The sequence below is a fragment of the Nocardia sp. NPDC003269 genome, from assembly GCF_042888005.1.
Classification (GTDB): Bacteria; Actinomycetota; Actinomycetes; order Mycobacteriales; family Mycobacteriaceae; genus Nocardia.
Genome location: NZ_JBIAPA010000001.1, coordinates 1,992,507 through 2,010,839, shown reverse-complemented (window position 1 = coordinate 2,010,839; position 18,333 = coordinate 1,992,507). Strand labels below are relative to the sequence as shown.

General features: G+C 71.5%; 18 protein-coding genes. 12 read left to right on the top strand and 6 right to left on the bottom strand.

All coding sequences use genetic code 11. The features are described from left to right. The first annotated feature begins 139 nt into the window (after positions 1–139). Positions 140–871: a DUF3105 domain-containing protein gene (locus ACFYWJ_RS09380; RefSeq protein ID WP_355273628.1), complete on the top strand. Its 732-nt coding sequence runs from the start codon at positions 140–142 to the stop codon at positions 869–871. Here ACFYWJ_RS09380 and ACFYWJ_RS09375 read toward each other — a convergent pair. From ACFYWJ_RS09375 to ACFYWJ_RS09365, 3 genes are read right to left on the bottom strand one after another with little or no spacing between them, the layout of a single operon-like run. After that, on the bottom strand, positions 843–1,268 hold the full coding sequence (locus tag ACFYWJ_RS09375; RefSeq protein WP_355273630.1) for a PPOX class F420-dependent oxidoreductase: 426 nt from the start codon (positions 1,266–1,268) through the stop codon (positions 843–845). The genes ACFYWJ_RS09380 and ACFYWJ_RS09375 overlap by 29 nt on opposite strands. Positions 1,269–1,319: 51 nt before the next feature. Further along, positions 1,320–1,937 (bottom strand): response regulator transcription factor, encoded by a 618-nt coding sequence (locus ACFYWJ_RS09370; protein ID WP_355273633.1) that lies wholly within the window; start codon positions 1,935–1,937, stop codon positions 1,320–1,322. Next, positions 1,934–3,163 (bottom strand): sensor histidine kinase, encoded by a 1,230-nt coding sequence (locus tag ACFYWJ_RS09365; protein WP_355273635.1) that lies wholly within the window; start codon positions 3,161–3,163, stop codon positions 1,934–1,936. The genes ACFYWJ_RS09370 and ACFYWJ_RS09365 overlap by 4 nt, the downstream gene beginning before the upstream one ends. A gap of 129 nt (positions 3,164–3,292) precedes the next feature. Between ACFYWJ_RS09365 and ACFYWJ_RS09360 the strand changes: the two genes are divergently transcribed. Genes ACFYWJ_RS09360 through ACFYWJ_RS09350 form a run of 3 tightly spaced genes read left to right on the top strand, consistent with a single transcriptional unit; the run spans position 3,293 to position 5,510 of the window. Then, positions 3,293–4,345 carry an ABC transporter permease gene (locus tag ACFYWJ_RS09360; protein ID WP_355273637.1) on the top strand — a complete coding sequence of 351 codons (1,053 nt, stop codon included), beginning with the start codon at positions 3,293–3,295 and terminating at the stop codon, positions 4,343–4,345. Between the two features lie 11 nt (positions 4,346–4,356). After that, complete coding sequence (locus tag ACFYWJ_RS09355) at positions 4,357–5,067, top strand: ABC transporter ATP-binding protein (protein ID WP_355273638.1); 711 nt, start codon at positions 4,357–4,359, stop codon at positions 5,065–5,067. 50 nt (positions 5,068–5,117) lie between these two features. Beyond that, positions 5,118–5,510: an NYN domain-containing protein gene (locus ACFYWJ_RS09350; protein WP_355273640.1), complete on the top strand. Its 393-nt coding sequence runs from the start codon at positions 5,118–5,120 to the stop codon at positions 5,508–5,510. Positions 5,511–5,530: 20 nt separating this feature from the next. Here the strand turns inward: ACFYWJ_RS09350 and ACFYWJ_RS09345 are convergent, their stop codons facing one another. Next, on the bottom strand, positions 5,531–6,094 hold the full coding sequence (locus ACFYWJ_RS09345) for a helix-turn-helix domain-containing protein (RefSeq protein ID WP_355274630.1): 564 nt from the start codon (positions 6,092–6,094) through the stop codon (positions 5,531–5,533). 137 nt (positions 6,095–6,231) lie between these two features. Between ACFYWJ_RS09345 and ACFYWJ_RS09340 the strand changes: the two genes are divergently transcribed. The 8 genes from ACFYWJ_RS09340 to ACFYWJ_RS09305 all read left to right on the top strand — a co-directional run bounded on the left by ACFYWJ_RS09340 (position 6,232) and on the right by ACFYWJ_RS09305 (position 17,220). Next, a complete protein-coding gene (locus tag ACFYWJ_RS09340; RefSeq protein WP_355273643.1) occupies positions 6,232–7,839 on the top strand; it encodes a carboxyl transferase domain-containing protein in 1,608 nt (535 codons plus the stop codon). 5 nt (positions 7,840–7,844) lie between these two features. After that, positions 7,845–9,884 (top strand): acetyl/propionyl/methylcrotonyl-CoA carboxylase subunit alpha, encoded by a 2,040-nt coding sequence (locus ACFYWJ_RS09335; RefSeq protein WP_355273645.1) that lies wholly within the window; start codon positions 7,845–7,847, stop codon positions 9,882–9,884. After that, positions 9,881–11,041, top strand: coding sequence for an acyl-CoA dehydrogenase family protein (locus ACFYWJ_RS09330; RefSeq protein ID WP_355273648.1), 1,161 nt, complete (start codon positions 9,881–9,883; stop codon positions 11,039–11,041). The genes ACFYWJ_RS09335 and ACFYWJ_RS09330 overlap by 4 nt, the downstream gene beginning before the upstream one ends. Further along, positions 11,038–11,517 carry a MaoC family dehydratase gene (locus tag ACFYWJ_RS09325; protein WP_355273651.1) on the top strand — a complete coding sequence of 160 codons (480 nt, stop codon included), beginning with the start codon at positions 11,038–11,040 and terminating at the stop codon, positions 11,515–11,517. Before ACFYWJ_RS09330 ends, ACFYWJ_RS09325 begins: the two co-directional genes overlap by 4 nt. 71 nt (positions 11,518–11,588) lie before the next feature. Continuing rightward, complete coding sequence (locus ACFYWJ_RS09320) at positions 11,589–12,428, top strand: CoA ester lyase (RefSeq protein WP_355273654.1); 840 nt, start codon at positions 11,589–11,591, stop codon at positions 12,426–12,428. Positions 12,429–12,525: 97 nt separating this feature from the next. Next, positions 12,526–14,469: an acetoacetate--CoA ligase gene (locus ACFYWJ_RS09315; RefSeq protein ID WP_355273657.1), complete on the top strand. Its 1,944-nt coding sequence runs from the start codon at positions 12,526–12,528 to the stop codon at positions 14,467–14,469. A 12-nt stretch (positions 14,470–14,481) separates the two neighbouring features. Continuing rightward, a complete protein-coding gene (locus ACFYWJ_RS09310; protein WP_355273659.1) occupies positions 14,482–15,708 on the top strand; it encodes a TetR/AcrR family transcriptional regulator in 1,227 nt (408 codons plus the stop codon). 114 nt (positions 15,709–15,822) lie between these two features. Next, complete coding sequence (locus ACFYWJ_RS09305) at positions 15,823–17,220, top strand: DUF1254 domain-containing protein (RefSeq protein ID WP_355273662.1); 1,398 nt, start codon at positions 15,823–15,825, stop codon at positions 17,218–17,220. 9 nt (positions 17,221–17,229) lie between these two features. Here the strand turns inward: ACFYWJ_RS09305 and ACFYWJ_RS09300 are convergent, their stop codons facing one another. Beyond that, positions 17,230–18,093, bottom strand: a complete 864-nt coding sequence (locus ACFYWJ_RS09300; RefSeq protein WP_355273664.1) for a hypothetical protein — start codon at positions 18,091–18,093, stop codon at positions 17,230–17,232. A 24-nt stretch (positions 18,094–18,117) separates the two neighbouring features. After that, positions 18,118–18,333 (bottom strand): MbtH family protein, encoded by a 216-nt coding sequence (locus tag ACFYWJ_RS09295; protein WP_218719668.1) that lies wholly within the window; start codon positions 18,331–18,333, stop codon positions 18,118–18,120.

Here is an 18,333-nt window from a genome sequence, read left to right as displayed (position 1 = left end):
ACCCGGCAGCGACGCGCGTTTTTCCGCTGGTCATCGGGGTTGTCGACGGCGTGATCGGGCGGGCGGGCGGTGCCGCGGGCGGCGGGCAAGTAAGTTCGGACCCGACGGCGACGGCCGACACGACGACAGGGGAACCGCGGTGCGGAATTCGGACACGACCACCGGCGCGCGCCGCGCCGCCACGGCGGGCATCGCGGTCGCCGCGCTCCTCGTCGCCGGCTGCGCGACCGGCGACAAACTCGACGGCACCGCCGTCGCCTCGACGGATGCCTTCGTGCCGAGCGCGGACAACCAGGATCCGTCCCGCGAGATCCCCGGTGTCGAGATCACCGAGTTCCCGCCCGGGCTGCACGTGACCAGCGCGCAGCGAGTCGCGTACCCCGTGATCCCGCCGCTGGGCGGACCGCACGACAGCCGGTGGGCGGCCTGCGACGGCGTCGTCTACGCGACGGGCGTGCGCACCGAGAACGTGGTGCACTCGCTGGAGCACGGCGCGGTGTGGATCGCCTACAACCCGGACAAGGTGAGCGCCGAGGACCGCGCCGCGCTCGCCGCGCGGGTGACCGGCAAGCCGTACACCCTGATGTCCCCGATCCCCGGCATGGCCCATCCGATCTCGCTGCAATCGTGGGGCCATCAGCTGAAGCCCGACAGCGCCGCCGATCGCCGGATCGACCAGTTCATCCTCGCCCTGCGCGAGAACCCCTACACCACCCCGGAACCGGGCGCGACCTGTTCCTCCCCGCTGTTCGACCGCACCAACCCGCCGCCGTTCGACCCCACCGCGCCCGGCCCCGACGCCGTCGACCCGAACAGCGACGGCGGCACGGCCCCCGGCCTGCCTACGCCGTCACCTGGAAGTGGGCGATGATCTTGGTCGGCCGCACCCGCACGACCAGCTCCCCCGCCACCCCGTTCCGCTTGCCGAACTCTTCGGCCTGATCCGGACCCATGTAGCGCGCCGCGATCTCGGTCGCGGTCCGCACCAGCTCGTCGAGGTCCTCGGACAATGTCACCGTCCCCTGCACCTCCACCAGCGCGTACGGCGGTTCCTCCAGATCCACGCACAGCGCCACCCGCGGATCCCGCGCGAACGCCCGCCCCTTGGCCGTGTTCTTCCCGGTGTTGAAGACCAGCTCGTCCCCCTCGACGATGAACCACACCGGCGTCACCAGCGGCCGCCCGTCGGCACCGGTGAACGCCACCTTGCCGGTTCGTGTGCCCTGGGAAAGGAATTCGCGTACCTGAGGATCAGCGAGTGAGGCCATGCGATCAGGGTAGGCGGATGTCCGGGCGAACTCGGGCTGCGACCGCGCGTGTCAGATGGCGCCCTGTTCGCGGGCCGTGGCGACGGCCGAGGTGCGGGACTTGACGCCGAGTTTGGCGTAGATGTGGACCAGGTGGGATTTGACCGTGGTCTCGCTGAGGAAGAGTTGTTTGGCGATGTCGCGGTTGGACAGGCCCGCGGCGACCAGGCGCAGGACCTCGACCTCGCGGGGGCTCAGGGTGGTGTCGGCGCGGCGGACGCGGGTCATCAGGCGGGAGGCGACCGTCGGGGACAGGACGCTCTCGCCCGCGGCGGCCGCGCGGACGGCGGCGAGCAACTCGGTGGGCGGGGTGTCCTTGAGGAGGTAGCCGACGGCGCCCGCTTCGATGGCGCCGAGGATGTCGGCGTCGGTGTCGTAGTTGGTGACCACCAGGACGTTCGGCGGGGTGGGCAGGGCGCGCAGATCGGCGGTGGCGGCGGCGCCGGAGCGGCCGTCGCCGAAGCGCAGGTCCATCAGGACCAGGTCGACGGGGTCGGCCGCGCAGAACGCCACGGCCGCCTCCGCGTCGGCGACATCGCCGACGACGGTGATGTCGTCGGCCGACTCGAGCAGGGCGCGCAGCCCGGCCCGCACGATCGCGTGGTCGTCGGCGAGCAGCAGCCGGATCACGCGACCGCTCCCAGCGGGAAGGACACGGTGACCGCGGTGTGACCCGGCTCGGATTCGATCGTCATCCGGCCGCCCTGCTGCTCGACGCGGCTGCGCATGGCCGCCAGGCCGAACGCCCCGGCGCGGGGCGCGGCCAGCACGGCGGGGTCGATGCCGACGCCGTCGTCGACGATGTCGAGGTGCACGTCGGTGTCGTCGTAGGTGAGGGTGACCCGCATGCGCCCTGCCCCGGCGTGCTGGACGACGTTGGCGACGGCGCTTTGCGCGATCCGCACCAGCGCCGCCTCCACCGGCATCGGCAGCCGCTCCGGCTCGCCCTCGACGAGCAGCTGGGTCGACAGCGCGGCCGACCGCGCGCGCTCGCAGATCCGGTCCAGCGCTTCGGCCAGCGACTGCCCGTCCAGCGCGGCGGGCGACAATTCGTCGATGAGCCTGCGGGTTTCGGCCAGGTCCTCGGCGGCGGTCTCGCGCGCGAGCCGGATCCGGTCCAGCGCTGGATGATCCGGCGCCGCCTGCTCGGCCGCGTGCAGCAGCAGCTGGATACTGCTGAGCCCCTGCGCGACGGTGTCGTGGATCTCCTTGGCCAGCCGTTCGCGTTCGGCCAGTTTGCCCGCGGTACGTTCCTGTTCGGCGAGAATCGCTCTGGTGCCGAGCAATTCGTCGATCAGCCGCTCGCGCTCCACCGCTTCGCGATACAGCGCCTGATAGCCGAGCCCGATGCCGATGGCGACCAGCGCGCCGAGCACCGGCCCGACCACCGCGCCCACCGACCAGCCCCGGTGCGCCGCGAATCCGACGACGCCGACCGCCGTCGCCAGCACCACCGCGAGCAGATTCCACGGCCGCGGCAGCAGATGCAGGTAGAGGAAGAACAGGCCGAAGGCGAGATACACCGCGTCCGGCGTGAGCCCGAGCAGCGCCAGCCACAGCACGGTCAGCGCGGCCAGCCACACCCCCACCACCCGCGAGTCCCAGCCGGTCGCGTCGGCGGCGCGGACCGAGGCGGGGACGCCGGCGGCGGCCCGATCCCCCGAACGCCGGGGCAGCTCGGTGCCCGCGAAGTAGACGGCCAGCCAGACCACGGTCAGCACGACGACTCCCACACCGTGCCCACCCCCGCCGGGTAGCAGCGCCCGCACCGCCACCACCACACCCAGCACCGTCACCAGCACATGCAGGCCGAGCCGCAGCGTGGTGACCACCGGGGTCAGGGGGGACGAGTGCACCCGACCAGCTTATGTGCGGCTACCGGACCGGCATCCATCGAAAGGTGTAAACGCGGACAGACCTTGGGTGGAGCGCGGTTCGTGCGCCGGTGCGATGGCGGGGCGGCCGTCGACGGCGAGAGTGGAGGCATGTTCGTCGCACTCCGAGACCTGCGCGCCGCCCGCGGCCGCTTCCTGCTGATCACCACCGTCGTCCTGCTGGTGGCGGTGCTGGTCAGTTTCCTGAGTGGGCTCACCGCCGGGCTGGCGCACCAGAACATCTCCGCGGTGCAGGGCCTGCGCGCCGACCAGGTGGTCTTCGCCGAGACCGGCACCGATCCCTCCTTCGATTCCTCGGTGCTCACCGAGGAGCAGATCGCGCAATGGCGCGCGCTGGGCGGGATCGAGGTCACCCCGGTGGGCATCTCCCGGGCCCGCGCCGAGCACGCGGGCGCGAGCCCGGAGCAGGTCGCGCTGTTCGGCGGCGACCCATCGGCGTTCAGCAATCACCCTGCTACCGCACCGGGCGCGGTGGTGCTGAGTTCCGGCGCCGCCCGCGAACTCGCCGCGGGCACCGGCGACACCGTGGTGCTGGCCGGGCACGAGTTCACCGTCGCCGACGTCGCGGGCGACGAGTGGTACAGCCACACCCCGGTGATCTGGACGAGCATGGCCGACTGGCAAGCCGCCAGCCCCCGGGCCGGCGCGGCGACCGTGCTCGCCGTGCTCGGCAACGACCCGCGCAACGGCATCGACGCCGAAGCCGGGACGCACACGGTGCCCGCGGCGAACGCGGTCGAGGCGATCGGTTCCTACCAGGCCGAGAACAGCTCGCTGACCCTGATGACCGTGCTGCTGTTCGCCATCTCCGCGCTGGTGATCGGCGCCTTCTTCACCGTGTGGACGGTGCAGCGCCAACCCGACATCGCGACCTTGAAGGCGCTCGGCGCGACCACCGGGTCACTGGCCCGCGACGCGCTGGCCCAGGCGGCGATCGTGCTCGTCACCGGGGTCGCGCTCGGCCTCGGCATCACCACGGTGGCCTCGCTGTTCCTCGGTGACGCCATGCCGTTCGTGCTGTCGCTGTCGACGACCCTGGTGCCCGCGGCGGCCCTGATCGCGCTCGGCCTCGTCGGAGCCGCGGTCGCGCTGCGCTTCCTGTTCACCACCGATCCGCTGACCGCGCTCGGCGCGACCCGCTGAAGGACCTCCCCATGGCACTCACCCTCACCGACGTCACCCTCACCTACCCCGACGGCGCGGGCAGGCTCACCGCCCTCGACCGGGTGAACCTGCACGTCCCCGGCGGCACCATCGCCGCCGTCACCGGCCCGTCCGGCTCGGGCAAGTCGAGCCTGCTGGCGGTGGCGGCGACGCTGATCCGGCCCGACGCGGGCGCCGTCGTCCTCGACACCGACACGGGCAGTACCGATCTCGCGACGCTGAGCAGGCGCGCCGCGTCGACGGTCCGCCGCACCGCGATGGGCATCGTCTTCCAGCAGCCGAACCTCATTCCCGCGCTGACCGCCCTCGAACAGCTGGAGGTCACCGCGCACCTGGGCGGCAAGCGGCGGACCAGCCGGGCCGAAACCAGAACGCGCGCCACCGAACTGCTCGCCGCGGTCGGTCTCGCCGAGCACGCGGGCAAGCGGCCCGCCCAGCTCTCCGGTGGCCAGCGCCAGCGCGTCAACATCGCCCGCGCCCTGATGAACGACCCGGCTCTGCTCGTCGTCGACGAACCGACCAGCGCCCTGGACACCGAACGCGGCGCCTCCGTCCTCGACCTGATCACCACCATCGCCCGCGCGCACCGGGCCGCGACCATCCTGGTCACCCACGACCCCACCCACCTGCACCGGATGGACGCGGTCTACCGGATGACCGACGGACGCCTGCGCCCGGTCGAGGTGCCCGCCGCCGCCTGATCCGGCGCGCCCGGCGAGCGCCGATCGCCCGCCGGGGGCAGACTGGACCGATGAGCGATCCGACCCAGCTGATCGTGGTCGACGCGGCCAATGTCATCGGCGCCAACGCCGACGGTTGGTGGCGCGACCGCGCGGGCGCCGCCCGGCGGCTGCTGTCGAGCATCACTGACCTGACCACCCGGCTCCCGGCGTCGACCGCGGTGACCGTCGTCCTCGAGGGCGCCGCCAAGGCCGCCGCCGACGGCGCCGAACCGACCGCCCCGCGGCTGAGGGTCGTCCTGGCCGACCGCTCCGGCGACGACAAGATCGTCGACGTGGTCGCCGAGGCCACCGGCTACGACCGGGTCACCGTGGTCACCGCCGATCGGGAACTGCGCCGCCGGGCCGACGCCTACGGCGCGGATTCGGTCGGCCCGCACTGGCTGCTGCGCCAATTCGACTGACCGGCGGGCTGTTCCACCGATCAGACCGGTGACGGCGCCAGCGCGGCCAGCGCCATCTGCCGCAGCACCGGCCTGGCCTTGCTCGCCCGCGCCGGCGCGGCGCTGTGCGGGGTGGAGTTGATCAGCCCGAAGGCCGCGTGGGCCTGCACGCGGGCGGTGTCCTCGGCCAGGCCGGGATGCACCTCGCGCAGCACCTGCACCCACACCTCGACGTACTGCCGCTGCGTGCGGCGCAGGGTGCGGCGGTCGGTGGCGGGGACGTTGTCGAGGTCGCGGTCCTGGATGCGGATGAGCTCGGGATCGTCGAAGGCGAAGTCGAGGTGGAAGTCGACCAGCCCGACCAGCGCTTCGGCGGGCGATGCCGCCGCGGCCACGACCGCGCGCCCACCGGCGAGCAGCCGCTCGCTGACTCCGACCAGCAGCTCGACCAGCAGCGCTTCCTTGTTGGCGAAGTGCCGGTAGACGGCGGGTCCGCTGATCCCGACGGCCGCGCCGAGATCGTCGAGGCGCACGCCGAAGAAACCGCGATCGGCGATCAACCGGGCGCCCGCGTCGAGCAACTGCTCGCGACGCTGGGCTTTCATCAGTTCGCGCCGGGTCACCGGGGCGGGCTCGACCGTGGCCAACCTCGACTCCCTTCCACCGGGTCTGGACAACTTGGTTAGTCAAGATTAACCTGAATTTCAGTTATTGGCGATTAACCGGATGGCAGGATGGCGGGATGACGGTTACGCACGACCTCGACAACGGCCCCACGACCGCGACGAGCAACCGGGACGCGCACCGCGCCCTGGTCGACGAGCTGCGCGAGCGGCTGGCGACGACGGCGCTCGGCGGCCCGCAGAAGTCGCGCGAGCGGCACGTGGCCAGGGGCAAGCTGCTCCCCCGCGAGCGGGTCGACCAGCTGCTCGACCCGGGCAGCCCGTTCCTCGAGCTGTCCCCGCTGGCGGGCAACGGCATGTACGGCGACGAGTGCCCCGGCGCGGGCGTGATCGCCGGCATCGGCCGCATCGCGGGCCGCGAGTGCCTGGTGCTGGCCAACGACGCGACGGTCAAGGGCGGCACCTACTACCCGATCTCGGTGAAGAAGCACCTGCGCGCGCAGGAGGTGGCCGCGCAGAACAACCTGCCGTGCGTGTACCTGGTGGACTCCGGCGGCGCCTTCCTGCCGCGCCAGGACGAGGTGTTCCCCGACCGCGAGCACTTCGGCCGCATCTTCTACAACCAGGCCAACATGAGCGCCAAGGGCATCGCCCAGATCGCGGCGGTGATGGGCTCGTGCACCGCCGGCGGCGCCTACGTGCCGGCGATGGCCGACGAGGCCGTCATCGTGCGCGACCAGGGCACCATCTTCCTCGGCGGCCCGCCGCTGGTGAAGGCGGCGACCGGCGAGGTCGTCACGGCCGAGGAGCTCGGCGGCGGCCTGCTGCATTCGCGCACCTCCGGCGTCACCGACCATCTGGCCGACGACGACCGCGACGCGCTGCGCATCGTCCGCAAGATCGTCGGCACGCTCGGCCCGAAGCCCGAGGCGCCGTGGGAGGTGCTGCCGAGCACCCCGCCCGCCAAGCCGGAGGACGAGCTCTACGACGTGGTCCCGGTCGACCCGCGCACCCCCTACGACGTGCGCGAGGTGATCGACCGGATCGTCGACGGCGAGGCAGGCTTCCACGAGTTCAAGGCCGAATACGGCAAGACCCTGGTCACCGGGTTCGCCCGGATCCACGGCCACCCGGTCGGCATCGTCGCCAACAACGGCGTGCTGTTCGCCGAATCCGCCATGAAGGGCGCGCATTTCATCGAGCTGTGCGACAAGCGCAAGATCCCGCTGCTGTTCCTGCAGAACATCACCGGCTTCATGGTCGGCCGCGACTACGAGGCGGGCGGCATCGCCAAGCACGGCGCGAAGATGGTCACCGCGGTGGCGTGCGCGCGGGTGCCGAAGCTGACGGTGGTGATCGGCGGCTCCTACGGCGCGGGCAACTACTCCATGTGCGGGCGCGCGTATTCGCCGCGCTTCCTGTGGATGTGGCCGAACGCGCGGATCTCGGTGATGGGTGGCGAGCAGGCCGCCTCGGTGCTGTCGACCGTGCGCGGCGAGCAGCTCGACAGCGCGGGCAAGCCGTGGTCGGACGAGGACCAGGAGGCCTTCAAGGCCCCGATCCGGGAGCAGTACGAGACCCAGGGCAACCCGTACTACGCGACGGCGCGGATCTGGGACGACGGCGTCATCGCGCCCACCGACACCAGAACCGCGCTCGGCCTTGCCCTCTCGGTGTGCGCGCAGGCGCCGCTCGAGCCCGTTTCCTACGGCGTCTTCCGGATGTGAGCGACATGCTGAACAAATCCCACCCCGTCGACTTCGACACCGTCCTGGTCGCCAATCGCGGCGAGATCGCGGTGCGCGTCATCAAGACCTTGCGCGCCATGGGTATTCGCTCGGTCGCGGTGTACAGCGACGCCGACGCGGGCGCCCGCCACGTGCGCGAGGCCGATGTGGCGGTGCGCCTCGGGCCCGCCCCGGCCCGCGAGAGCTACCTGTCGATCGAGAAGGTCGTCGACGCCGCGATCCGCTCGGGCGCCCAGGCCGTGCACCCCGGTTACGGCTTCCTGTCGGAGAATTCGGCGTTCGCCGCCGCGCTGGCCGACGCGGGCATCGTGTTCCTCGGCCCGCCCGCCAAGGCGATCGAGGTGATGGGCGACAAGATCACCGCCAAGAACACCGTCACCGCGTTCGGTGTCCCGGTGGTCCCCGGCGTCGCCGAGCCCGGCCTGACCGACGAGCAGTTGATCGCCGCCGCGGCCGAGGTCGGCTACCCGGTGCTGGTGAAGCCGTCCGCCGGTGGTGGCGGCAAGGGCATGCGCCGGGTCGACCGGGCCGAGGACCTGCCCGCGGCGCTGGTCAGCGCGCGGCGCGAGGCGGGCGCCGCCTTCGGCGACGACACCCTGTTCCTGGAGCGCTTCGTCACCCGTCCCCGGCACATCGAGGTGCAGGTCCTGGCCGACAAGTTCGGCAATGTGGTGCACCTGGGCGAGCGCGAGTGCAGCTTGCAGCGCAGGCATCAGAAGGTCATCGAGGAGGCGCCCTCGCCGCTGCTCGACGCCGTGACCAGGGCCAGGATCGGCACCGCGGCCTGCAATACGGCGCGCAGTGTCGACTATGTCGGCGCGGGCACCGTGGAGTTCATCGTCTCCGCCGACCGGCCCGACGAGTTCTTCTTCATGGAGATGAACACCCGCCTGCAGGTGGAGCATCCGGTGACCGAGCTGGTCACCGGGGTCGACCTGGTGGAATGCCAGGTCCGGGTGGCCGCTGGCCAGAAGCTGAGCCGGAGCCAGGACGAGATCCACCTGGTCGGGCACGCGATCGAGGCGCGCGTCTACGCCGAGGATCCGGGCCGCGGCTTCCTGCCCACCGGCGGCACCGTGCTCGCCCTCGCCGAGCCGAGCGGCCCCGGCGTTCGGGTCGACTCGGGTCTGTCCGAGGGCACCGTGGTCGGCAGCGACTACGACCCGATGCTGTCGAAGGTGATCGCCCGCGGCACCACCCGCGCCGACGCCCTCGGCGCGCTGGACCGCGCGCTGGAACAGACCGTGCTGCTCGGCGTGACGAGCAATATCGAGTTCCTGCGGTTCCTGCTCGCCGACGAGGACGTGCAGGCGGGCCGCCTCGACACCGCCCTGCTGGACCGCCGGGTGAGCGATTTCCGGCCCGCCGCGGTGACCGACGACGAGTTCGCCGCCGCCGCGGCCCATCACTGGCTGCGCCGCTGGCCCGCGTCCGGCGGCGACCCGTGGTCGACCCCGTCGGGCTGGCGGCTCGGCGCGCAGGCCCCGACCTCGATCCGGCTCGCGGCCGGTGACCAGGTGCGCCACGTCTTCCTCACCGGCACACCGGAATCGGCGACGGTCCAGATCGACGACGACGAGCCGCGGTCGCTGTCGGCCGCGCCGAGCCCCGACGGCCTCGTCCTCACCCTGGACGGGTTGCGCCGCGAGTTCCGCGTGGCCGAGGCCGACGACCAGCTGTGGGTCGGCCACGCGGGCAGCGTCGCCGTGCTGCGGGAAGTCGCCGAGGCGAGTGTGCGCGGTGACGCCGCCCATGTCGGTGACGCCGAGATCCGCAGTCCCATGCCGGGTTCGGTGATCGCGGCCCCGGTCGCCGACGGCGCGACCGTCGAGGTCGGTGATCCGGTGATCGTCATCGAGGCCATGAAGATGGAGCACGCGCTCACCGCCCCCGTCGCGGGCACCGTCGAGGTGCTGGTGGCGCCGGGCGCCCAGGTGAAGCTGGACCAGGTGCTGGTCCGCGTCGTCGCCCACCCTGTCGAAACCGCTGTCGAAGAGACCGAGCGCGAAGGAACCAACGCATGACCGACTACCTGTCCACCGGCTCGCTGCCGGACGAATACCGCCAGCTCGCCCTGACCGTGCGCGACTTCGCCCAGCAGGTCGTCGCGCCCGTCTCGGCGAAACACGATGCCGAGCACAGCTTCCCGTACGAGGTCGTCGCGGGCATGGCCGACATGGGCCTGTTCGGCCTGCCGTTCCCCGAGGAGTTCGGCGGCATGGGCGGCGACTACTTCGCCCTGTGCCTGGCGCTCGAGGAACTCGGCAAGGTCGACCAGAGCGTGGCCATCACCCTCGAGGCCGGTGTCTCGCTGGGCGCGATGCCGATCTATCGCTTCGGCGACGACAAGCAGAAGAACGAGTGGCTGCCCCAGCTCACCAGCGGCCGCGCGCTGGCCGGCTTCGGCCTCACCGAACCCGACGCGGGCAGCGACGCGGGCGGCACCCGCACCACCGCCGTCGAGGACGGCGAGAGCTGGGTGATCAACGGCGCCAAGCAGTTCATCACCAACTCCGGCACCGACATCACCCGGCTGGTCACCGTCACCGCGGTGACCGGGCAGACCGGCGGCAAGAAGGAGATCTCCACCATCCTGGTGCCGACCTCCACCCCCGGCTTCGTCGCCGAACCGGCCTACAACAAGGTCGGCTGGAACGCCTCCGACACCCACCCGCTGAGCTTCACCGATGTGCGGGTGCCCACCGAGAACCTGCTCGGCGAGCGCGGCCGCGGCTACGCCAACTTCCTGCGCATCCTCGACGAGGGCCGCATCGCCATCGCCGCGCTGGCGGTCGGCGCCGCGCAGGGCTGCGTGGACGAGAGCGTGCGCTACGCCGGTGAGCGGCAGGCGTTCGGGCAGGCCATCGGCCGCAACCAGGCCATCGCGTTCAAGATCGCCCGGATGGAGGCGCGCGCCCACGTCGCCCGGACCGCCTACTACGACGCGGCCGCGCTGATGCTGGCGGGCAAGCCGTTCAAGAAGGCCGCCTCGATCGCCAAGATGGTCGCCAGCGAGGCCGCGATGGACAACGCGCGCGACGCCACCCAGATCTTCGGCGGCAACGGCTTCATGAACGAATACCCGGTGTCCAGGCACTACCGTGACAGCAAGATCCTGGAAATCGGTGAGGGCACGACGGAGGTGCAGCTGATGCTGATCGCTCGGGAGCTGGGTCTGTGACCGAACGCAGAGTCGTCCAGCGGGGGCTGTGGTTCGAGGAGTTCGAGATCGGCACGATCTACGAGCACCGGCCCGGCCGCACCATCACCGAGGCCGACAACGTCCTGTTCACCACGCTGACGATGAACACCCAGGCGCTGCACCTGGACGCGCACTTCGCCGACGCGCAGCCGCCGTTCAACCAGCGGCTGGTGAACTCGATGTTCACCCTGTCGACGCTGGTCGGTCTCTCGGTCGCCCAGCTCACCCAGGGCACCCTGGTGGCCAATCTCGGTTTCTCCGAGATGTCGCTGCCGGCCCCGCTGTTCCACGGCGACACCATGTACGCCGAAACGCTGGTCACCGACAAGCGCGAATCCAAGAGCCGCCCGGGTGAGGGCATCGTCGGCCTCACCCACACCGCGCGCAACCAGGACGGCGTGATCGTGGCGAAGGCCGTGCGGCAGACCCTGGTCCGGAAGGCACCGACGGCATGAGCGGTCGGCGCCCGGAGGAACTGCCGTGCCGCACCATCCCCGGGCGCCCCGGCCCACCGGAAGGACACAGCATGACGATGACCGGAGACAGCGTGAAGCCCTGGGAGCCGACCGGACCGGCCTGGCTGTTCTGTCCGGCCGACCGGCCCGAACGCTTCGCCAAGGCCGCCGCGGTGGCCGATGTGGTGATCCTCGATCTCGAGGACGGCGTCGCCGCGGGTGACAAGGCCGCCGCCAGAAAGGCGCTGATCGAGACCCCACTCGACCCGCGGCACACCGTGATTCGCGTCAACGCGGTCGAGACCGAGGAGTACGCGGCCGACCTGGCCGCCCTCGCGCAGACCGCCTACCGGCGGATCATGCTGCCCAAATGCGAGTCGGCCGAGCAGGTCAGGAGCCTGGCGGGCTACGAGGTGATCGTGCTGATCGAGTCGCCGCTTGGCGCGGTGCGGGTGGCCGAGTCGGTCGCCGCCGAGAACGCCATCGGCGTGATGTGGGGCGCCGAGGACCTGGTGGCCGGACTCGGCGGCAATTCGAGCAGGCACGCCGACGGCAGCTACCGCGACATCGCCCGGCACGTGCGTTCGACGAGCCTGCTGGCGGCCAAGGCCTTCGGCCGGTTCGCCCTGGATTCGGTGTTCCTCGACATCAAGGATCTGGAAGGGCTCGCGGTGGAGACGCTGGACGCGGTGGCCGTCGGCTTCGACGCCAAGGTGGCCATCCATCCCAGCCAGGTGGCGGTGATCCGCGAGGGCTACGCGCCCGATCCCGAGGAGATCGGCTGGGCGCGCCGCGTGCTCGCCGAGGTGCCGAACCACCGCGGGGTCTTCGCCTTCGAGGGCCGCATGGTCGACGCACCGGTGCTGCGGCACGCGGAGCGGATCGTCCGCCGGGCCGAACTGCCCGGCTGAGCAGCACCCGGCGCGCGGGACGAATATCGCCCGACGCGCCGGGGTAATCATCGGCCGGACCGCCCCCGGCCCGCGCCAATCCACAGGAGGACCTCCGATGCAACCGCAATGGGAACCGACCGCCCAGGACATCGCGTCGGCACGGATCACCGACTTCGCCGCGTTCGTCAGCGGCCGGACCGGCGAGCAGTACCCCGACTACCAGGCGCTGTGGCAGTGGTCGGTCGACGACATCGCCGGCTTCTGGCAGGCGCTGTGGGACTACTTCGAGCTCGGCCCGATCGCCGACGGCGTGCTCGGCGATCGGGAGATGCCCGGCGCGCGGTGGTTCCCGGGGACGCGGCTGAACTATGTCGACCAGGTCGTCCGGCAGGCGCGGTTCGACCGGCCCGCCGTGCTCGCCCTGAGCGAGGACGCCGAGCCGCGCGAGATCTCGTGGAGCGAGCTGATCGAGCAGGTCACCGCGTTCGCGGCCACCCTGCGGGCCCAGGGCGTCGAGGCGGGCGACCGGGTGATCGGCTACCTGCCGAACATCCCGGAGGCCATCGTCGCCTTCCTCGCCACCGCGAGCATCGGCGCGGTGTGGAGCGCGTGCGGCCAGGACTACTCGGCCAAGGCGGCGCTGGATCGGCTGGGCCAGCTCGAGCCGACCGTGCTGGTCACCGCCGACGGCTACCGGTTCGGCGGCAAGCAGCACGACAAGCGCGCCGACATCGCCGCCCTGCGGGACGGGCTGCCCGGGTTGCGCGCGACGATCGCGGTGTCGCAGCTCGGACTCGAGGTGCCCGGCGCGGTCGCGTGGTCGGACGCGGTCGCCGATCCCGGGCAGGGCGTGATCGAGACGACCGCGGTCGACTTCGATCATCCGCTGTGGATCGTGTTCTCCTCCGGCACCACCGGCCTGCCCAAGGGCATCGTGCACGGACACGGCGGCGTGCTGCTGGAACACCTGAAAGCCGTTGCCCTGCAATCCGATATCGGACCCGACGACACCTTCTTCTGGTACACCAGCCCCAGCTGGATGATGTGGAACTTCCAGATCGCCGGCCTGCTCACCGGCGCGACCGTGGTCACCTACGACGGCAGCCCGACCGCGGGTGGCCCGGACGCGCTGTGGCGCCTGGCCGCCCAGGTCAGCGCCACCGTGCTCGGGACCAGTCCCGGGTATGTCCTCGGGTGTATCAAGGCGGGGTCGGTGCCGCGGACCGACCACGATCTGTCGGCGCTGCGCAGTGTCGGGATCACCGGCTCGGCGCTGCCGGAGTCGAGCGCGCTGTGGCTGAACGAGAACGCGGGCGAGCACGTCCAGGTGAACTCGATCAGCGGCGGCACCGACGTGGTGTCGGCGTTCATCGGCGGCGTGCCCACCGTGCCGGTGTGGCCGGGCGAGCTGTCGGCGCCGTATCTCGGGGTCGCGCTGGACGCCTTCGACGAGGCGGGCGCGCCGGTGCGCGGTGCGGTCGGTGAGCTGGTGGTGACCGAGCCGATGCCGTCGATGCCGGTGCGCTTCTGGCGTGACGAGGACGGAAAGCGCTACCACGACGCCTATTTCGACACCTACCCCGGCGTGTGGCGGCACGGCGACTGGATCACCCTGACCGAGCGCGGCAGCGTCGTCGTGCACGGCCGCTCCGACTCCACCCTCAACCGGCACGGCATCCGGATGGGCAGCGCCGACATCTACCAGGTCGTCGAGCAGTTCCCGGAGATCGCCGAGGCCCTGGTGATCGGCGCCGAACAGCCCGACGGCGGCTACTGGATGCCACTGTTCGTCGTCCTCGCCCCCGGCGCCGCCCTCACCGACGACCTGAAGACCAGGATCGGCACCGCGATTCGCACCGAGGTCTCGCCCCGCCACGTCCCCGACGAGATCCGCGAGGCCCCCGGCATCCCGCACACCCGCACCGGCAAGAAGCTGGAAGTCCCGATCAAGAAGCTCTTCCAGGGCGCTGACGCGGCCCGCGTCGTCGAACGCAGCGCCGTCGACGACCCGTCCCTGCTCGACTGGTATGCCCGGATCACCCCACCCCACAAGGCCTAATACACTTCTGGCATGAATGTCGGCGAGTCTCGTGGTGCGCGTGGATCGGTAGTCGGCGGAGCGAAGGACGGTGTGCGACGGCGGCCGAAGAATCGGCGCGCGCAGATCGCGGCGACCTCGGCGATGGCGTTCGGCGCGGCCGGCTATCACGGGGTGAGCATGGAGGACATCGCCGCCGGGCTGGGGATCAGTTCGGCGGCGCTGTACCGGCACTACCCCAGTAAATACGCGCTGTTCCGGGAGGAGCTGCTGCGGGTCGGGGAGGCGTTCACCGCCTCGATCACGGTGTCCGATGACGGGTCACCGATCGCGGCGGAACGGTTGCGGCACATGCTGACCGGGCTCATCGGCGCGACGGTGGAGAACCGCGGCACGGTCACCCTGGTGCGCTGGGAGAGCCGCTATCTCGAGCCCGCCGACCGGCTGGTGCTCGACGAGCAGCGGGCCTCGGTGCTGGTCGCCCTCGACGAGCAGCTGGCGGTGCTGCGGCCGGAACTGACCGCACCGGATCTGCGGATGCTGTCCACCGCCATGTTCGGCGTGATCACCAGCATCGCCGACCATCACGCCGCGCTGCCCGCCCGCACGCTGAACCGGCTGCTGAGCGCGGCCTGTCTCGCGCTGGCCGGGGACGAATTGCCGCCAGCGGCAGCGGTTTCCGAGCAGGCGACCCAGGTCGAGATCCCGGAGTCGTTCAAACACGAACTGCTGCTGCGCAAAGCGGTCGAGCTGTTCCACGAGCGCGGCTATCCGAACGTGAGCGTCGAGGACATCGCCTCGGCCGCCGGCCTGTCCGCGGCCTCGGCGGTGTACCGGTTCTACCGCGGCAAGAGCGACATCCTCGCCGCCGCGTTCCGCCGCGCGGCCGACCGGGTCTCCGGCGCGATCGGCCCCGCCGTCGCGGGCACTCCCGACAGCGGCGCCGCGCTGGACGTGCTGATCGCCCAGTTCGTCTCCGACACCTTCGACGAGCGCGCGCTGGCGGTCGTCTACTACGCCGAGTTCGGCCACGTCCCCGCCGAGGAACGCGCGGTCCTGCGCAATATCCAGCGCCTCAGCGTCCAGGAGTGGGCCCGCCTGGTCCGCGAGGTGCGCCCCGAACTCTCCGCCGCCGAAGCCCGCTTCCTGGTCCACGCCGCCTTCGCCCTCGTCATCGACCTCAGCCAGATCTACGGCCCCGACCCCATCGCCTGCCGAGCCCGCGTAGCCCACCTCATGCACCGAACCCTCCTCGGCTGACCTGCGGAATTCACCCGTTGTGTGTGAGGGCGGGGGGTGGTGGGGTGTTTACGGTGGGCGTTCGAGGTGTCGGACGGAGCGTGTATGGGTGGTCGGGCAGGTGGCGAGGGTGGGGTGAGTCGGCGGCGCTTGCTGGGGTTGGGGGCGGCGGTGGGGGTGGCGGCCGTGGTGCCCGGGTGCGGGGGTGGGGAGCCGGTGCGCTCGGTGGTGACGTCGACGGGGGCGCCGGATGTGCTGGAGCTGGCGACCGAGGCGTATGTGTTCGGCTATCCGATGATCATGCTGGACATGATGCGGGCGGCGAGTGGGCCGACCAACACCTTCGATCACAGCGTGCTGCCCGATCCGCTGGATCGCGGGGTGGCCCGGCTCAGCCATGACATGGTGTATTCGCAGGCGTGGCTGAATCTGGCGGACGAGCCGCTGGTGCTGCAGATCCCGGGGATGGAACCGGACCGTTACTGGCTGTTCCAGCTGCTCGACGGGTGGGGCAACACCGTGCACGATCTGAGCAGCGAGCAGCCGCGCACGGGGGCCGACGCCGAGGGGCCGCCGTTCACCTATGTCATCGCTGGTCCGCGGTGGACCGGGTCGCTGCCGCCGCACACCACTCTGCTGCACATGCCGTCGGACCTGACGACGATCGTCGGCCGGATCCAGATCGACGGCGTCGCCGACGCGCCGCGGGTCAACCGCTGGCAGGAGCAGATCCGGCTGGTGCCCGCAGGCGCCTGGCAGCGCCGCGAGTACGACGCGACGATCAGCAGGGTGCACCCGATCGACCGCGGGCCGGAACCGCCGGTCAAGCGGATCGCCGCGCTGGACGGACGCACCTATCTCAACCGGCTGTGCCGGTTGATGGTCGCCGATCCGCCCGCGGCCGCCGACGCACCGCTGATGGATGAGCTGGCCGCGATCGGGGTGGTCCCCGGTGGCACCGTCGACAACGAACCCGTCGACGTGCTCGACGAGGCGGCCCGCCGGGCCCACCGCCGGATCGCGGGCTGGACCGATCCGAACGCGCGCCGCGTCAACGGGTGGGAGATCCCCGTCGACCTGGGCACCTTCGGCACCGACTACCTGCGCCGCGCGGCGACGACGATGCGCTCACCGGGCAAGGCACCGCTGCGCGACGTGCTCTACGCCGAACTCTGGGCCCCGGCGACCGACGACACGGGACGCCCCCGCCGCTACCGCATCCGCTTCGAGCCCGGCCGGTGGCCGCCGGTGGACGCCTTCGCCGCGATCACCGCCTACGACCCCCAGGGCTTCCTGGTCCCCAACCCGGCCGCGATCTACTCGGTCGGCCACGCCCCGCCGGTGGTGGCTGGCCCGGACGGCACGGTGGAGATCGCCGTCCAGCACGCGGACCCGCGCCCCGGCACACCCGCCGGGAACTGGCTCCCGATCCCGGACTCCGGCGAGTTCTCCCTGACGATGCGCCTGTACGCGCCCCGCGCGGCCGCGATCGACGGCGACTGGGAACCGCCACCGATGACCCCCGTGGCCTGATCACCGCTCTCAGCCGATGGTGGCCCGTACCGGGACGGAAGTGGCCGGAGCCGTGAACACCGCGACGTAGTAGTCCGGGACGCCGCAGACGACCGGCTCGGTCGCGGTCAGCACCGGACGCAACCGTTCCGCCGAAAAGGCAAGGTAGGCACCGTCGTTGTGGCATCCGGTGAGAACGAAGGCGAACGCGCGATCACGCGCGGCGCGCTGCGACACCACCGAGGTCACCCGATGGGCCACGGTGGCATCGAGCCCGGCGGTGAACGCGGCGAGCTGATCCGGCTGCGAGACTTCCTCGCCGCGCAGCGCGGCGCCGAACGTGATGCGCTCGAGATGGGCGAGGGACGCGGGACCGGGCGGATCGGGACGATCACCGCCGAGCCGGGTGTTCGCGGGCACCTCGTCCTTCGGTAGCGCGAACACCGCCAGGATGTCCCACGGCGCCGCGCATTCCGGTGGCGGATTGTCCGCGCCGGTCAGCCGGACGGAGTAGTCCGCGGTGCCCTGGGTGGTCAGCTTCGCGCCGTCACCGGGCGAACACCCCGCGCCCCACGAGAAGGCGAGCAGCGCTTCGGTGCCGAGGTCGCGGCGCGACAGCTGGTCCGCGAGCCGACCGGACCCGTCACCGGGGAACCGCCCGACGAACTGGTCGATATCGGCCTGCGACCGCAGAATCGTGTGGACATCGGGCAGTCCCCGGTCGGACTCGAACACCACCGGTTCGGCGTGCTCGACATCGCGGGCGGTGGACGTGCGCCGTGGCGGATCGGAGTCCGCCGACGACGCGAACAGCGCCCCCAGGTACCCGCCTGCCAGCAGTCCCACCAGCAGCGCCACCACGATTCCGGTCCGGTTGCTCGTCGTACTCCCCATACCCCACTGTACGTAGGGCGGCGGTCAGCCCTCGTTGGCCATCGCGGCGATGAGGGAATTGGGGCGCATGTCGAGCCAGTGGGATTCGACGTACTGGAGACAGGAGGTGCGGGTGGCGGCGCCGAAGGCGACGGTCCAGCCGCCGGGCACCGCGGCGAAGGTGGGCCAGAGGGAGTGCTCCCCCTCGGCATTGACCAGCACGTAGAACTGCGCGTTCTCGTCGTCGAACGGATTGCTCAT

What these genes read in the sequence shown, in the direction of transcription:
- ACFYWJ_RS09375 (WP_355273630.1), bottom strand. Translation starts at nt 1,268, where the DNA reads ATGGCCTCACTCGCTGATCCTCAGGTACGCGAATTCCTTTCCCAGGGC.
- ACFYWJ_RS09360 (WP_355273637.1), top strand. Translation starts at nt 3,293, where the DNA reads ATGTTCGTCGCACTCCGAGACCTGCGCGCCGCCCGCGGCCGCTTCCTG.
- ACFYWJ_RS09355 (WP_355273638.1), top strand. Translation starts at nt 4,357, where the DNA reads ATGGCACTCACCCTCACCGACGTCACCCTCACCTACCCCGACGGCGCG.
- ACFYWJ_RS09350 (WP_355273640.1), top strand. Translation starts at nt 5,118, where the DNA reads ATGAGCGATCCGACCCAGCTGATCGTGGTCGACGCGGCCAATGTCATC.
- ACFYWJ_RS09345 (WP_355274630.1), bottom strand. Translation starts at nt 6,094, where the DNA reads ATGAAAGCCCAGCGTCGCGAGCAGTTGCTCGACGCGGGCGCCCGGTTG.
- ACFYWJ_RS09340 (WP_355273643.1), top strand. Translation starts at nt 6,232, where the DNA reads ATGACGGTTACGCACGACCTCGACAACGGCCCCACGACCGCGACGAGC.
- ACFYWJ_RS09335 (WP_355273645.1), top strand. Translation starts at nt 7,845, where the DNA reads ATGCTGAACAAATCCCACCCCGTCGACTTCGACACCGTCCTGGTCGCC.
- ACFYWJ_RS09330 (WP_355273648.1), top strand. Translation starts at nt 9,881, where the DNA reads ATGACCGACTACCTGTCCACCGGCTCGCTGCCGGACGAATACCGCCAG.
- ACFYWJ_RS09320 (WP_355273654.1), top strand. Translation starts at nt 11,589, where the DNA reads ATGACGATGACCGGAGACAGCGTGAAGCCCTGGGAGCCGACCGGACCG.
- ACFYWJ_RS09315 (WP_355273657.1), top strand. Translation starts at nt 12,526, where the DNA reads ATGCAACCGCAATGGGAACCGACCGCCCAGGACATCGCGTCGGCACGG.
- ACFYWJ_RS09310 (WP_355273659.1), top strand. Translation starts at nt 14,482, where the DNA reads ATGAATGTCGGCGAGTCTCGTGGTGCGCGTGGATCGGTAGTCGGCGGA.
- ACFYWJ_RS09300 (WP_355273664.1), bottom strand. Translation starts at nt 18,093, where the DNA reads ATGGGGAGTACGACGAGCAACCGGACCGGAATCGTGGTGGCGCTGCTG.
- ACFYWJ_RS09295 (WP_218719668.1), bottom strand. Translation starts at nt 18,333, where the DNA reads ATGAGCAATCCGTTCGACGACGAGAACGCGCAGTTCTACGTGCTGGTC.